This is a genomic window from Thauera butanivorans (genome assembly GCF_048398245.1).
GTDB classification, from domain to species: domain Bacteria; phylum Pseudomonadota; class Gammaproteobacteria; order Burkholderiales; family Rhodocyclaceae; genus Thauera; species Thauera butanivorans.
Genome location: NZ_CP183038.1, coordinates 2,411,355 through 2,424,618 on the forward strand (window position 1 = coordinate 2,411,355; position 13,264 = coordinate 2,424,618).

The 13,264-nt window shown below is 66.3% G+C and carries 12 protein-coding genes and 2 CRISPR repeat arrays; of the genes, 5 read left to right on the plus strand and 7 right to left on the minus strand.

All coding sequences use genetic code 11. From position 1 onward, the window contains the following. Window position 1: 1 nt before the first annotated feature. Window positions 2-391, minus strand: coding sequence for an Mth938-like domain-containing protein (locus tag ACNQFN_RS11790; RefSeq protein ID WP_418646584.1), 390 nt, complete (start codon window positions 389-391; stop codon window positions 2-4). A gap of 159 nt (window positions 392-550) precedes the next feature. Between ACNQFN_RS11790 and ACNQFN_RS11795 the strand changes: the two genes are divergently transcribed. The 5 genes from ACNQFN_RS11795 (at window position 551) to ACNQFN_RS11815 (ending at window position 6,492) form a co-directional block, all read left to right on the plus strand. Beyond that, on the plus strand, window positions 551-1,858 hold the full coding sequence (locus ACNQFN_RS11795) for a pyridoxal phosphate-dependent aminotransferase (RefSeq protein ID WP_418646585.1): 1,308 nt from the start codon (window positions 551-553) through the stop codon (window positions 1,856-1,858). Between the two features lie 31 nt (window positions 1,859-1,889). After that, window positions 1,890-3,200 carry a homoserine dehydrogenase gene (locus tag ACNQFN_RS11800; RefSeq protein WP_418646586.1) on the plus strand — a complete coding sequence of 437 codons (1,311 nt, stop codon included), beginning with the start codon at window positions 1,890-1,892 and terminating at the stop codon, window positions 3,198-3,200. 132 nt (window positions 3,201-3,332) lie between these two features. Further along, window positions 3,333-3,992, plus strand: a complete 660-nt coding sequence (locus tag ACNQFN_RS11805; RefSeq protein ID WP_418646587.1) for a hypothetical protein — start codon at window positions 3,333-3,335, stop codon at window positions 3,990-3,992. Between the two features lie 21 nt (window positions 3,993-4,013). Further along, a complete protein-coding gene (locus ACNQFN_RS11810; protein WP_418646588.1) occupies window positions 4,014-5,867 on the plus strand; it encodes a sensor histidine kinase in 1,854 nt (617 codons plus the stop codon). Next, on the plus strand, window positions 5,851-6,492 hold the full coding sequence (locus ACNQFN_RS11815; protein WP_418646589.1) for a response regulator transcription factor: 642 nt from the start codon (window positions 5,851-5,853) through the stop codon (window positions 6,490-6,492). Before ACNQFN_RS11810 ends, ACNQFN_RS11815 begins: the two co-directional genes overlap by 17 nt. Before the next feature lie 24 nt (window positions 6,493-6,516). After that, window positions 6,517-7,033: direct repeats of the CRISPR family, unit length 29 nt; unit sequence CGGTTCATCCCCGCGCGAGCGGGGAACAC. A 108-nt stretch (window positions 7,034-7,141) separates the two neighbouring features. On the opposite strand, the gene istB is transcribed toward ACNQFN_RS11815, so the two are convergent. From istB to ACNQFN_RS11845, 6 genes are all read right to left on the minus strand, one after another. Then, window positions 7,142-7,930, minus strand: coding sequence for an IS21-like element helper ATPase IstB (gene istB, locus ACNQFN_RS11820; RefSeq protein ID WP_418648887.1), 789 nt, complete (start codon window positions 7,928-7,930; stop codon window positions 7,142-7,144). Continuing rightward, window positions 7,930-9,150, minus strand: a complete 1,221-nt coding sequence (gene istA, locus ACNQFN_RS11825; protein ID WP_418648888.1) for an IS21 family transposase — start codon at window positions 9,148-9,150, stop codon at window positions 7,930-7,932. Before istA ends, istB begins: the two co-directional genes overlap by 1 nt. Before the next feature lie 183 nt (window positions 9,151-9,333). Next, a CRISPR array of direct repeats spans window positions 9,334-11,376; the repeat unit is 29 nt; unit sequence CGGTTCATCCCCGCGCGAGCGGGGAACAC. 90 nt (window positions 11,377-11,466) lie between these two features. Beyond that, window positions 11,467-11,763: a type I-E CRISPR-associated endoribonuclease Cas2e gene (gene cas2e, locus ACNQFN_RS11830; protein ID WP_418646590.1), complete on the minus strand. Its 297-nt coding sequence runs from the start codon at window positions 11,761-11,763 to the stop codon at window positions 11,467-11,469. Beyond that, a complete protein-coding gene (gene cas1e / locus ACNQFN_RS11835; protein WP_418646591.1) occupies window positions 11,744-12,670 on the minus strand; it encodes a type I-E CRISPR-associated endonuclease Cas1e in 927 nt (308 codons plus the stop codon). Before cas1e ends, cas2e begins: the two co-directional genes overlap by 20 nt. 2 nt (window positions 12,671-12,672) lie before the next feature. Further along, complete coding sequence (locus ACNQFN_RS11840) at window positions 12,673-12,894, minus strand: DUF3368 domain-containing protein (protein WP_418646592.1); 222 nt, start codon at window positions 12,892-12,894, stop codon at window positions 12,673-12,675. Window positions 12,895-12,915: 21 nt separating this feature from the next. Then, window positions 12,916-13,257, minus strand: coding sequence for a UPF0175 family protein (locus ACNQFN_RS11845; protein ID WP_418646593.1), 342 nt, complete (start codon window positions 13,255-13,257; stop codon window positions 12,916-12,918). Window positions 13,258-13,264 lie beyond the last annotated feature (7 nt).

Sequence of the window (13,264 nt, forward strand, 5' to 3'; positions counted from 1 at the left end):
TTCAGCCGGCCGCTTCGAACAGCAGCGCGACCGCGACCGAGCGGCCTTCGCCGACCAGGATGTTGTAGGTGCGGCAGGCCGCGGGCAGGTCCATGAACTCGAAGCCGATGCCTGCCTCGATCAGCGGACGGAGCAGGGCGGGAGAGGGAAAGCGCTGGCGCCGGCCGGTGCCGACGATGACGATCTCGGGCCGCAGTTCGGCCACCGCCGCCAGGTCGTCGGCCGTCAGCGCGGCCAGGTCGCCGCGGGCAGCGGGCGCCCAGCCGGTGTGGATGCCGTCCGCGGTCACGATCAGGTTGCCGTCGTGGCGCACCTTGTTGACCATCACGTGGTCGTCGCCATAGCCGGTGACGACGTTGAACTTGTCGTTGCTGTCCTGGTAGAGCTTCATCGTTCGTCGCTTGCGATTGTCTTGGTGCGGCTTTCGGTGCGCGCCGGGAAATTGCCGCAGTGCGGCAGCGCGGATAAGATAACAACCTTTTGCGGCAAGGGGTAAGCCCCCGGGATTCTTCCCTGCCGTTCCTTCCCTCCCTGCACGAAAAGGTCAGTCATGAAAGCGGAGAAGACAGTCGAGCTCGCAATGCCCAACCCGGAACCGGCTGCCAGGGCCGAAGCGGGCGCGGCCGTCGCGCGTCCTCCGATCCGCAAGTCCGTCAAGCTGAACAACGTGCTCTACGACGTGCGCGGCCCCATCGTGGATGCGGCCAAGCAGATGGAGGACGAAGGCCAGAAGATCATCAAGCTCAACATCGGCAACATGGCGCCGTTCGGCTTCGATGCGCCCGAGGAAATCCAGCAGGACATGATCCGCAACCTGCCGGATTCGGCAGGCTATTCCGACAGCAAGGGCATCTTCGCCGCGCGCAAGGCGGTGATGCACTACACCCAGCAACTGGGTATCGAGGGCGTGACCCTCGAGGACATCTACCTGGGCAACGGCGCCAGCGAACTGATCGTGATGGCGACCAACGCGCTGCTCAACGATGGCGACGAACTGCTGGTGCCGACGCCGGACTACCCGCTGTGGACGGCCTCGGCCAGCCTCGCCGGCGGCATACCGGTGCATTACCGCTGCGACGAGGACAAGGGCTGGCTGCCCGACCTCGACGACATGCGCGCGCGCATCACGCCGCGCACCCGCGGCATCGTGGTCATCAACCCCAACAATCCCACCGGCGTGATCTATCCCGACGACGTGCTGCAAGGCATCGTCCAGATCGCGCGCGACTACGGCCTGGTGCTGATGGTCGATGAGGTCTACGACAAGGTGCTGTACGACGGCGTCAAGTTCACGTCGATCGCCAGCCTGTCCACCGACGTGCTGACGCTCACCTTCAATTCGCTGTCCAAGGCCTACCGCTCCTGCGGCTACCGCGCCGGCTGGATGGTGATTTCCGGGCCGAAGGACGACGCCAAGGACTACATCGAAGGCCTGAACATGCTGGCCAACCTCAAGCTCGGCTCCAACGTGCCGGGCCAGTGGGCCATCCAGACCGCGCTGGGCGGCTATCAGAGCATCAACGACCTGGTGAAGCCCGGCGGGCGCCTGTGCCGCCAGCGCGACATCGCCTACGAACTGATCACCGCGATCCCGGGCGTGAGCTGCGTCAAGCCGCAGGCGGCGCTGTACATGTTCCCGCGGCTCGATCCCAAGGTCTACCCGATCGAGGACGACCGCCAGTTCTTCATGGAAGTGCTGCGCGCCACCCGCGTGATGCTGGTGCAGGGCTCGGGCTTCAACTACCCGGACAACCAGCATTTCCGCATGGTCTTCCTGCCGCACGAGGACGACCTGCGCGAGGCCATCGGCCGTCTGGCCCGCTTCCTCGAAAACTACCGCAAGCGCCACGGCGCCTGACACTTACTTCACACACCACGGAACACACTGCATGAAACCGATCAATGTTGGCCTGCTGGGCATCGGTACCGTCGGCGGCGGCACCTTCACCGTTCTGAAACGCAACGCCGAGGAAATTTCCCGCCGCGCGGGCCGCCCGATCTGCATCACCACCGTGGCCGACAAGAACCTGGAGCTTGCCCGCAAGGTTACTGGCGGCGAGGCCAGACTGACCGATGACGCCTTCGCCGTCGTGGCCGACCCCGACATCGACATCGTCGTCGAACTGATCGGCGGCTACGGTGTGGCCAGGGACCTGGTGCTGCAGGCGATCGAGAACGGCAAGCACGTCGTCACCGCCAACAAGGCGCTGCTTGCGGTGCATGGCAACGAAATCTTCGCCGCCGCGCAGAAGAAGGGCGTGATGGTGGCTTTCGAGGCCGCGGTGGCCGGCGGCATCCCGATCATCAAGGCGCTGCGCGAAGGCCTCACCGCCAACCGCATCGAATGGCTGGCCGGCATCATCAACGGCACCACCAACTTCATCCTGTCCGAAATGCGCGACAAGGGCCTGCCCTTCGCCGAGGTGCTGAAGGAAGCACAGGCGCTGGGCTACGCCGAAGCCGATCCGACCTTCGACATCGAAGGCGTGGACGCTGCGCACAAGGCGACGATCATGAGCGCGATCGCCTTCGGCATCCCGATGCAGTTCGACAAGGCCTACGTCGAAGGCATCAGCAAGCTCGACGCGGTCGACATCGCCTATGCCGAACAGCTCGGTTACCGCATCAAGCTGCTCGGTATCGCCCGCCGCCGCGAGCAGGGCGTCGAGCTGCGCGTGCATCCGACGCTGATTCCGGCCAAGCGCCTGATCGCCAACGTCGAAGGCGCGATGAACGCGGTGCTGGTGCAGGGCGACGCGGTCGGCGCCACGCTGTACTACGGCAAGGGCGCGGGCGCCGAGCCGACCGCGTCGGCGGTCATCGCCGACCTGGTCGACGTCACCCGCCTGCACACTTCCGACCCCGAGCACCGCGTGCCGCATCTGGCCTTCCAGCCCGATCAGGTGCGCGACGTGCCGGTGCTGCCGATCGAGGACGTCGTCACCTCGTACTACCTGCGCATGCGGGTCGACGACAAGCCCGGCGTGCTGGCCGACATCACCCGCATCCTGGCCGACAGCGGCATCTCGATCGAGGCCCTGCTGCAGCGGGAGGCCGCCGAAGGCGAATCGCAGACCGACATCATCATGCTCACGCACCGGACCGTCGAGCGCAACGCCAATGCCGCCATCGGCCGTATCGAGGCGCTGCCGGTGGTGCGGGGGCAGGTCACGCGCCTGAGGATGGAAGCGCTGCAGTAAGCGCCTGCATCCGGAGTGGCAGCCGCGGCCTGACCGGCCCGGCTGCAGCGGCGCTGCGACGCGGGCGGGGAGGATGCCCAGGCCCGCGCTTCCGCAATCGTCCGCTCGGAAATCGACTTTCCCGGAACCCAAGTGCGCTTCTTCGACTTCACTTCCTGGCCGGACCTGCTGCTGACCGTCATCGGCCTGGCCCTGTTCACACTGATCAGCATGGGCATCCGGCTGATCATGATGTTCTCGATCCAGCAACGCCGCGAGCGGGTGAACCGGCAGATCAACGAACGCCTGAAGACGCTGATCGCCGCCTACAAGACGCTGGGGGGTTCCTTCACCGGCACGCTCACCGTCGACCCGACCCACATGCGCGATCTTCGCCGCGAGGCCGACACCCAGGCCGGCGGCGAGGACGCCGCGCAGCAGGCGTCCAATTCGGAGCGCGCCCGGCGGATCCGCGACGCGGTGGAAGCGGCGCTGTCCGACATCATCCTGCTCGGCACCGCGGAACAGGTGCGCCTGGCCGCGGCAGCGAGCCGCCAACTGGTGGCCGGCGAGCACGTCCATACCGACGAACTGGTCGTGTCGCTGCGCGACTTCATCCGCCAGGCGCTGGATCTGGCGCCCGTTCCGGCCGATGCGGAGATTCCGGCCCAGGGCCCGGCACGGCCGTCGGCATCGGGCGGTCGTGGCGGCACGGGCCGAGGTGGCGGAGGCGGTGGAGGTGGCATGGGGATGGGTGCAGGCGGCGGAGGTGTGGCTTTCGGCGTGTCCGAGCGCTCGGCGCCGGATCTCTAGCCGATGCTGGGCGACGGCGGGATGTTCCTGTCCCGGTGCCACGTGCCAGCCGGACGCCGCGGGCTGGCCTTGCTGCGCCGAACCATCCGGCTCTGTCTGCTGGGCATGTCCGGTTTCGGCCTGCTGCCCGGTACGGCGCAGGCCGAAACCGGCACCCGGGACGTCACCATCGGTGTCCTCGCTTACCAGGGAGAGCTGGCCGCGGCGCTCGACTGGGCGCCGCTGACCCGTTTCCTGGATGAGCGCCTGCCCGGCTACCGCTTCCATCTCGAACATTTCGATGCTGACAGCCTGCGTGCGGCGATCCGCGACCGGCGTGTCGACCTGGTCGTCACCAACCCCGGCTACTACGTGGCGATGGAGAACGAATTCGGCCTGAGCCGGATCGCCACGCTGGATTCGCCGCAGGCGCTGTCGCCGGACAAGGCGACCGGCTCCGCGCTGATCGTGCGCAGCGATCGCGGCGATCTGCAAACGTTCGGCGACCTGCGCGGCAAACGTCTGGCGGCGATGGCGCCGGACGCCTTCGGCGGCTATCTGCTGGTCGTGCGGGAAATGCTGGCGAAGGGCATCGAGGCGGAATCGAGTCTGAAGGAAATCCGCTTTGTCGGCGTGCCGATGATGCGCATCGTCGAGGCCGTGCTGCGCGGCGAAGCGGACGCCGGCGTCGTGCGCAGCTGCTTCATCGAGCAGGCTGCGGCGCGCGGCGAGCTGCGCCTTGACGATTTCCGCGTGCTGGCCGACCGCCGCAGCGAGGGGGCCGCCGATGCCGCCTTTCCCTGCGGCTTGTCGACCGCGCTGTATCCGGACTGGCCGATCGCGGTGACGCGCACCATCGGCCATGGCCTGTCCAAGCAGGTGGCGCAGGCCTTGCTGGCGATGCCCGGCGATACCGGCATGGCGTGGACGGTGCCGGCCGACTACCAGTCGGTGCACGCGTTGTACCGCGAGCTGCGCACCGGCCCCTATGCCCACCTGCGCGATGTCACGCTGGCAGGCCTGCTGCGTCGTTTCTGGCCCGCGCTGCTGGCGCTGGCCCTGGTGCTGGCCGCCTGGGGCGTGCATACGGTGCGGGTCGAGCACCTGGTGCAGCGCCGCACCGCCGAACTGCGTGCCTCGCTGCGCGCCCGCGACGAAGCCGAGGCGCGGGTGCGCAGCCACCAGGAACAGATGGAGCATCTGTCCCGCCTGTCCATCCTCGGCGAGCTGTCGGGCAGCCTCGCGCACGAGATCAACCAGCCGCTGACCACCATCGGCAACTACGCCCGCAGCCTGCTGCGGCGCCACGCCGACGGCCGCCTGACCGAGGCGGCGGTGGTCGAAGCCGCCGGCGAAATCGACAGCGAGGCCGAGCGTGCCGGCGGCATCATGCGCCGCATCCGCGACTTCGCCCGCAAGCGCAGCGCGGTGCGCGAGCCGGTGGACATGCCGGCGCTGGTCGACAGCGCCCGCAAGCTGATCGAAGGCATGCTGCTGCAGGCGCCGCCCATCGTCTGCGAAAACAGCCTGCCGCCTGGCTGCGAAGTGCTGGCCGATGCGCCGCAGCTCCAGCAGGTGCTGTTGAACCTGATGAAGAACGCCATCGACGCCGCCCGCGAGCTGCCGCCCGGGCGCCAGACCATCGCCATCCGCCTGGAGATCGTGGACAAGCGTCTGGTGGTGCAGGTCATCGACCAGGGCTGCGGGCTGTCGCCGGAACAGCAGGCCCACCTGTTCGAGCCTTTCTTCACCACCAAGCCGGACGGGCTCGGCCTCGGGCTGCCGATCTGCAAGACCATCATCGAAGCCCACGGGGGTCGCCTGTGGGCGCAAAGCAATGTACCGTCGGGCATGTGCTTTTCCTTCTCCTTGCCCTGCCATGCCGTTTCCGACTGAAGACGCGCTCGTCTACGTGGTGGACGACGATCCCGCGCTGTGCCGCTCGCTGCGTTTCCTGCTCGAAACCGAAGGCTGGCCGGTGCGCCTGTTCGAATCGGCCGAATCCTTCCTCGACGAAATCGGCAACCGCTCCCGTCCGGCACGGCCTTGCTGCCTGCTGCTCGACATCCGCATGCCGGCGATGAGCGGCCTGGAACTGCAGCAGGTATTGCGCGAGCGCGGCTTCGACGCACCCATCCTGTTCATGACCGGGCATGCCGACGTGTCGATGGCGGTGCAGGCGATGAAAAGCGGTGCCTGCGATTTCGTCGAGAAGCCGTTCAACGACCAGGCGGTGCTCGACGCCGTCGCCGCCGCGGTGTGCCGCTGCGCCGACTTGCTCGACGAGGCCGCCCGCCGTGAAGCCGCCCGCAGCGCACTGAGCCATCTGTCGCCGCGCGAACAGGAAGTCGCCCACCTAGTCGCGCGCGGCCAGCCCAACAAGCTGATCGCCGCCGAATTGGGCATCAGCGAAAAGACGGTGCATATCCACCGCCAGCACGTCATGGAAAAGGCAGGGGTGTCTTCGGCGGCGGAACTGGCGCGGCTGTTCCTGCGGGTCGATCCGGCGGCCTTGGACTGAGCGGAGGCGGGGCAGGTCCGAGGGCAGTTCATCCCCGCGCGAGCGGGGAACACGACTGGCCGAGCAACGACTGGAACGACGTCGGCGGTTCATCCCCGCGCGAGCGGGGAACACATGAGCGAAACCACCCAGGCGGGCACCACCACCGGTTCATCCCCGCGCGAGCGGGGAACACTTCAAGTGGTGATCGAATATTCGCGCCGTTCGCGGTTCATCCCCGCGCGAGCGGGGAACACAGTGGTAGCGCATCCTATCTCGTCAGTTTCCACGGTTAATCCCCGCGCGAGCGGGGAACACGGGCAGATGGACCTGCAGACCGCGATTGACCGCGGTTCATCCCCGCGCGAGCGGGGAACACATGCCGCCTATGTATGCGCATGTAGGCTAGAACGGTTCATCCCCGCGCGAGCGGGGAACACGCACCTTGTACGCCGCCCACCAAAACGACCTCCGGTTCATCCCCGCGCGAGCGGGGAACACGCCCACGAACTGATCGCCACTATCGAATCCACCGGTTCATCCCCGCGCGAGCGGGGAACACGAACTGAGCGGTGGCGGAATCGACGCCGTTGAGGGTTCATCCCCGCGCTGTCAAGCGACACGCAGATTTGACCCCCTGACGACATCTGGAATTGACCCCCTGGGTTAATCAACTCTCCGACGTGATCGGGGTGGGGGCAGCGGCCTTCTGCAGAAGGCCGCTGCGGCGCTTGTCGCGCAGCCGGTAGCTGTCGCCCCGGATCGTGATCACCTGGCTGTGATGCAACAGCCGGTCGAGGATGGCGGTGGCGGCCACGGCATCGCCAAACACCTGTCCCCACTCGCCGACTGGCCGGTTGCTGGTGATCAGCATGCTGGCGCGCTCGTAGCGTCGCGACACGAGCTGGAAGAACAGGTGCGCGGCGGCCGGCTCGAGCGGCAGGTAGCCCAGTTCGTCGATGATCAGCAGCTTGGGCTTGGAGAGCTGCAGCAGCTTCTCCTCGAGTCGCCCGTCGGAGTGCGCCTTCGTGAGCCCTGCCATCAGCGCTGCTGCCGAGGTGAAGAGCACCGTGTAGCCGCGATCGACCGCTTCACGCCCGAGTGCGACCGCCAGGTGCGTCTTGCCCACGCCGGGCGGGCCGAGCAGCAGCAGGGCCTGGCCGTGGCCGATCCAGCGGCCGGTGGCCAGATCCCGGATCTGCCCCGGATCAATCGAGGGTTGAGCGTCGAAGTCGAAGCCGTCGAGCGTGCGCACGCACGGGAAGCGGGCGAGCTTCATGCCCATCTGGATACGCCGGGTGTCGCGTCGGGCGACCTCGCGTTCGGCCAGGAACAGTAGCGCCTCGCGCAGCGTCATCTGCGCCCGGCTGGCTTCATCGAGCAGGCTGTCGAGCTGGTCGCGGATCGCCGTGAGCCGCAGCCGGGTGAGCAGTTCGTCGAGTCGGTCGGTGTCGAGCATCACCAGCCCCCTCCGACGAGTGCTTCGTATTCGGCCAGCGGACGCAGCAGCGCATCGGTGCGTGGCGGCACCGCGATCTCGGCTGGCGGCGGAGAGCCGCCCAAGAGATGGCTGCGCTCGATGCTGCGCCCGCGACTACCGGAGAGTTCCGCGTGGCGTGCGACTTCCTCGCCGGCGTACTCAACCACCACGGTATCGGCGCTAACGACGACCGTGACGGTCTCGCCAATCAAGCGCCACGGCACACTGTAGGCGTTGGTGTCCAGTTCGATGCAGCCCTCGGCATTGACCCGGCGCACGAGCTCGCGCACCTGCAGGAAGGGGGTGACGCCGGCGATGGGGCGCAGGTGATCGCGCTCCAGCTCGAAGCGCTCGCGTGGGGCAACGCCCGTCGTGCCGTGGATACGCACGTCGGCCACCTCACGTTGCCAGCGCGCCAGGTGCGCTTCCATCGCCGCCCAACTCTCGAAGGCGTGGCCGGCGATGGCGTTCTTCTTCACGTAGCCCACGCCGTTCTCGGTCTTGCCCTTGGTGCGGGCGCGAAACGGCGCGCACGCCCGGGCAGCGATGTCCCAGTGCCGGCAGAACGCCTCGAAGCGGCTGTTGAACCGAACCTGGCGCGTGTGCGCGTCGTGCTTGTCGACCAGCGCCTTGGCGTTGTCGACGAGGAGCGTCTGCGGTCGTCCGCCGAAGTGGGCGAACGCGGCTTCGATGCCAGCGAACCAGGCGCTTTGGCGCTCGTGCCGGAACGCGCAGGCGAACCCCCTGCGCGAATGGCCCAGCGTCGCCACAAAGAGGAACACCCGCACCGACTCGCCGCCGATCAGCACGCGCGTCTGGCCGAAGTCGATCTGCATCTGCTCGCCGGGCGCGGTCTCGAAGCGGATCGTCGCACGGCGGCTCGCTTCGAGTTCCTGGCGGAACCCTCGGCACGCGCGCTCGACCGTGCGCAGGCTCGTGTCGATCCCGAGCTCTTTGCTCAACTGCTGGCGCACCACGTCGCAGTTGCCCCGGTGCTGCAGAAAGCGCTCCCGCAGCCATGTTTCATGACCGCCGAGCACACTGGCACGTTGCGGCTGCTGGTAGGGCACCGGCCCGCCCGCATTCAGATACCGCTTCGCTGTGTTGCGCGCGATGCCCAGCGTCCTGGCAATCCGCTTCGCACCCCACCCCGACTGCCCCAACCGAACGATCGTCGTGACCGCTTCCGGCTCCAACATCTCCTGCACTCCGCAAACCACACGGCGCACAGGATTCACCTTGATGTGCTTCGTTTCCAACGATGGCCTCCTTGCGAACGAGGGGGTCAGTTCCTCGTGTCGCTAGGGGGTCAATTTACGGTGTCGCCTGACACGCGCGAGCGGGGAACACAGTTGTCGCCGGTCAGGCTGTACAGTTTCTTGCGGTTCATCCCCGCGCGAGCGGGGAACACCGCGCTGATGCTCGCATCGGCTCTGTTTCGCGCGGTTCATCCCCGCGCGAGCGGGGAACACCGACCCCGCGCCCCACAAAACCCCCGGCCTACCGGTTCATCCCCGCGCGAGCGGGGAACACGGTTTCATTTGGCGGCGTCACCCGCACCACCACGGTTCATCCCCGCGCGAGCGGGGAACACCACGTTTCCGGTTCGTTGGGGTCTTGCTCTGGCGGTTCATCCCCGCGCGAGCGGGGAACACCACGAGTTCGCCGGTCGGCGTGGGCACGAGGTAGGTTCATCCCCGCGCGAGCGGGGAACACGCCATGCCGCAGGATACGGCGTCGGTGTTCGGCGGTTCATCCCCGCGCGAGCGGGGAACACATCCCCAGAAATAAAAAAGGGAAGGCCGAAGCCGGTTCATCCCCGCGCGAGCGGGGAACACTTGGGAAGCATCGGTTCATCAATCTGGCGCGGCGGTTCATCCCCGCGCGAGCGGGGAACACGCCGCTTCCGCCTTCCTGCGAAAGCTTGCCGACGGTTCATCCCCGCGCGAGCGGGGAACACGACGGCGAGCACGATGTTTGCCGGCACTTCGTACGGTTCATCCCCGCGCGAGCGGGGAACACATGGACGCCAGCGAGGGCAGGCAGTTGGAGGCCGGTTCATCCCCGCGCGAGCGGGGAACACGCACCGTTGGGCATCAGCAGCAGCCGGGCATCCGGTTCATCCCCGCGCGAGCGGGGAACACTAGACAGGGGCATCGTCAAGAATGACAGCGAGCGGTTCATCCCCGCGCGAGCGGGGAACACCGCACGGTGTTCACCGTGTCGGCCTGCACCTTCGGTTCATCCCCGCGCGAGCGGGGAACACTTCACCGCGTAATGTGGTTCCTGGTCGGCTTTCGGTTCATCCCCGCGCGAGCGGGGAACACTTGAGAATCCCGCACGAAAGTCATAGTCACCTCGGTTCATCCCCGCGCGAGCGGGGAACACGTTCCATTTGCGCAGGCCCTGGCGGAGCGTGCCGGTTCATCCCCGCGCGAGCGGGGAACACTACTAGGGAAAATAACGGACCTCATGCGACTGCGGTTCATCCCCGCGCGAGCGGGGAACACCAGACCTGGGTCACCGGCACCTGGGAAGACAGCGGTTCATCCCCGCGCGAGCGGGGAACACTCGGTGCTGTCGTAAGCAATGCCGGCCGGCTGCGGTTCATCCCCGCGCGAGCGGGGAACACGTAGCGCACGACGAGCGAATTGGCGGCGTAGACGGTTCATCCCCGCGCGAGCGGGGAACACTGGATCGCGCGGTGTAGAACTCAGGGAACCACCGGTTCATCCCCGCGCGAGCGGGGAACACCTGTTCATCAGGGCGGATTGCTGGCCCGAATACGGTTCATCCCCGCGCGAGCGGGGAACACGCCACCCACGGCGGCAATCGGGGTGGCCAGAGCGGTTCATCCCCGCGCGAGCGGGGAACACGTCAAAAAGTCGTGTTCTCCAAGCTCGACGGCCGGTTCATCCCCGCGCGAGCGGGGAACACCCCGTCCGTCGCAGTTTCACCGTCCTACCGTACGGTTCATCCCCGCGCGAGCGGGGAACACTATGACTGTGCATAGTTGTTCGTCGGAATCTACGGTTCATCCCCGCGCGAGCGGGGAACACTGTTCGTGTAATGATGAACATGATGAAACCGACGGTTCATCCCCGCGCGAGCGGGGAACACACCGTCCTACCGCACTTCCTTCGTTTCGTCGCCGGTTCATCCCCGCGCGAGCGGGGAACACGCCTCGAAGACAGACGACAGCAGCGCCACCGCCGGTTCATCCCCGCGCGAGCGGGGAACACCCGCGCGGTAACTACGTCCTGGCGCCGGAAAGCGGTTCATCCCCGCGCGAGCGGGGAACACAGCAGCTACTTAAGACGGCGGCATGCATTGCACGGTTCATCCCCGCGCGAGCGGGGAACACGGAAGCCGCTCAAGCAGCCGAACGAGAGGATGCGGTTCATCCCCGCGCGAGCGGGGAACACACTTCCTCCATCTCCATGAAATTCAATGGAAAAATGGAGAGGACAAATTCTACCGATAGTTCGTCATGCTGTAGGCATTTGTTCGGATTGTTAAGGAGCGTCGTCCGTGGGTTCGGGATGGAAACTCACAAGTCTTACGCCATCCCAGTCTGCTGGCATTCGTCGGTTCGCCCCAAGCGTCAGGAACTCGAACCCGGCTTCATTGTTCGTGCGCCAGACCATGACTGCATTGCCGTCGTCAATCCCATCCTCGACCTGCTTCCAGATGTGCTCGCGGACCTTGTTCGAGTAGTTTCCGACGTAGACGCCTGCGCGCACTTCCAATAGCCAGACGGCCAGACGGCCACGCAATCGAGGTGGTGCGTTTTCAAGAACGATGACCAGCATCGCCGATGTTCTCGGGGTTGGGAATGGCCGGACCGACGACTCCATCGACGGAATCGGGGCGGCTCACATCTCCGGCGGCAAGTATGGTTTCGATGTCCGGGATGATGCGTTCCAATAGTCTGGTCTGACGGAAGATGTCGCGGCAGGCCAGACGCACAGCACGTTCCGGGTTCTGCGGTTCAGATGCAGCCACCTTGAAAGCTGCAGGCACCACGGTTTCGAATTTGTAGATATCGGCCACGTCGTACACGAAGGACAGCGGCTTGCCGGTGTGGATGAAGCCGACTGCCGGTGCATAACCCGCTGCCAGCACGGCCGCTTCAGTCACGCCATATAACGCGGCAGTGGCGGATGACAGACAGCGATTGGGCAGATCGGACACGTCCCAGTCCTCCGGGTTGTAGTTGCGTCCAGACCACTTCACCCCAAATTTTTGCGCGAGCAATTGATAGGTCTTGCGTACCCGGACCCCTTCGATTCCGCGCAATTGCTCCACGCTGCGGCGCGCGGGCGGCTCTTCGCCGAAACGCATGGCGTACATTTTGCGCACGACCTTGAGACGCAGGGTTTCATCCAATGCTAGGCGTGCCTGATAGAGCAGCCGGTCGGCGCGCGCGCCGCCGGGCTGGCCGGACGAGTACAGGCGCACCCCGGCCTCGCCCACCCACACCAGCAAGGTGCCCACGCGCGCGGCGAGTGCCGCCGCCATGTGCGAAACTCGTGTGCCGGGTTCAAGCATGATGCACGCTACCCCGCCGACCGGGATATGAGCGAGCACCGGGCGTACCCGAAAGCCTTGCTGATCGACCATAACGAAAGCGCCATCGACAACGTCGATCTCGCCTTTCTCGACGAAGACGATGGACATGCGTTCCTTGATGGGGATGGGTTTGAGCGGCGGGAGCATGTTCAGGCTTCACCCAGGTCAGTCAGTATGCGCTCCACCAGCGAGGGCGACAGGAAATAGCCTGAGTCTTGCAGGATGCCGATCAGGGGTTTGAGCGCGGGGAGTAGGCCGCTTTCACGCGCCCGGATCAGCAGGCCCAGGGTTCCAAGCACGGGTAGTCCGAGTTCAACCGCAATCCGTCGCCCTTTCCTTTCATCCATCAGCACGGCCGCACCCAGTTCCACACCAAGGGCGAGCGTGTGTCGCTATCCGCGATCAGCAAGCGTCCGGGCATAGGCGAGTTCTTCGTCGAGTTCTTCCGGTGTGATGCGGATGACGGGAATCCGACGTCCGCCAAGCTCGTCGATCATCTCGCTGATCGACAGGCCTGCCATGGCTGCAGCGCCTCCCAGAGTGGGCTGCTCGAGATCGAACAGACGCACTGCCAGTTCCAGGCGTACGCTGCGAGCGTCGAATCCCTCGCCCATCGGCACGGTCATGAACACGGGCTTGCCGTGATCCGTCACCAGCGCGGATTCGCCTCGGCGTGCGTCGGCCAGCAGGCTGTCAGGCCGGTTCGTCAGTTCATCAGTGGTGAGCTGGTGCATTGCAGGC

Excerpts from the sequence above, each read along its gene's own strand:
- ACNQFN_RS11790 (WP_418646584.1), bottom strand. The coding sequence starts at position 391 with ATGAAGCTCTACCAGGACAGCAACGACAAGTTCAACGTCGTCACCGGC.
- ACNQFN_RS11795 (WP_418646585.1), top strand. The coding sequence starts at position 551 with ATGAAAGCGGAGAAGACAGTCGAGCTCGCAATGCCCAACCCGGAACCG.
- ACNQFN_RS11800 (WP_418646586.1), top strand. The coding sequence starts at position 1,890 with ATGAAACCGATCAATGTTGGCCTGCTGGGCATCGGTACCGTCGGCGGC.
- ACNQFN_RS11810 (WP_418646588.1), top strand. The coding sequence starts at position 4,014 with ATGTTCCTGTCCCGGTGCCACGTGCCAGCCGGACGCCGCGGGCTGGCC.
- ACNQFN_RS11815 (WP_418646589.1), top strand. The coding sequence starts at position 5,851 with ATGCCGTTTCCGACTGAAGACGCGCTCGTCTACGTGGTGGACGACGAT.
- istB (WP_418648887.1), bottom strand. The coding sequence starts at position 7,930 with ATGCTCGACACCGACCGACTCGACGAACTGCTCACCCGGCTGCGGCTC.
- istA (WP_418648888.1), bottom strand. The coding sequence starts at position 9,150 with ATGTTGGAGCCGGAAGCGGTCACGACGATCGTTCGGTTGGGGCAGTCG.
- cas2e (WP_418646590.1), bottom strand. The coding sequence starts at position 11,763 with ATGCTGGTCATCGTTCTTGAAAACGCACCACCTCGATTGCGTGGCCGT.
- cas1e (WP_418646591.1), bottom strand. The coding sequence starts at position 12,670 with ATGCTCCCGCCGCTCAAACCCATCCCCATCAAGGAACGCATGTCCATC.
- ACNQFN_RS11845 (WP_418646593.1), bottom strand. The coding sequence starts at position 13,257 with ATGCACCAGCTCACCACTGATGAACTGACGAACCGGCCTGACAGCCTG.